Annotated in this window: 1 protein-coding gene; it reads left to right on the top strand. The window is 34.8% G+C overall.

The window, feature by feature from the left end; translation table 11 throughout:
• The coding region (locus GOQ24_RS09790; RefSeq protein WP_160339589.1) for an IS66 family transposase at nucleotides 1–309 on the top strand (309 nt) is incomplete at its 5' end.
• Between the last annotated feature and the right edge of the window lie 39 nt (nucleotides 310–348).

Genomic DNA, 348 nt, shown 5'->3' with positions numbered 1-348 from the left:
CAAACTAGATGGGATAATCTTAGTGCGTACTTATATGATGGAAATCTACAGATTGACAATAATCTTGTAGAAAACGCTATTAGACCTGTAGCGCTTGGTCGTAAAAATTACTTGTTCGCAGGATCACACGATGCAGCGCAAAGAGCAGCGATGGCTTATACCTTTTTTGCTAACTGCAAAAAACACGATGTTAATCCATATCAATGGCTTAAATATGTTCTAGAAAATATTCAATCTATCAATCATAAGAATATTACAGATTTATATCCTCATAACTATAAAAAGGCAATCTCTGACGCTGTAGAATAATTTTTATACCTCACAAGATGTACTTGCTAGGGTGGATAC

Source organism: Myroides sp. LoEW2-1 (assembly GCF_009767705.1).
Taxonomy (GTDB): domain Bacteria; phylum Bacteroidota; class Bacteroidia; order Flavobacteriales; family Flavobacteriaceae; genus Flavobacterium; species Flavobacterium album_A.
The sequence above is the reverse complement of the archived record's forward strand: the minus strand, read 5'-3'. Positions and strand labels throughout refer to the sequence as shown.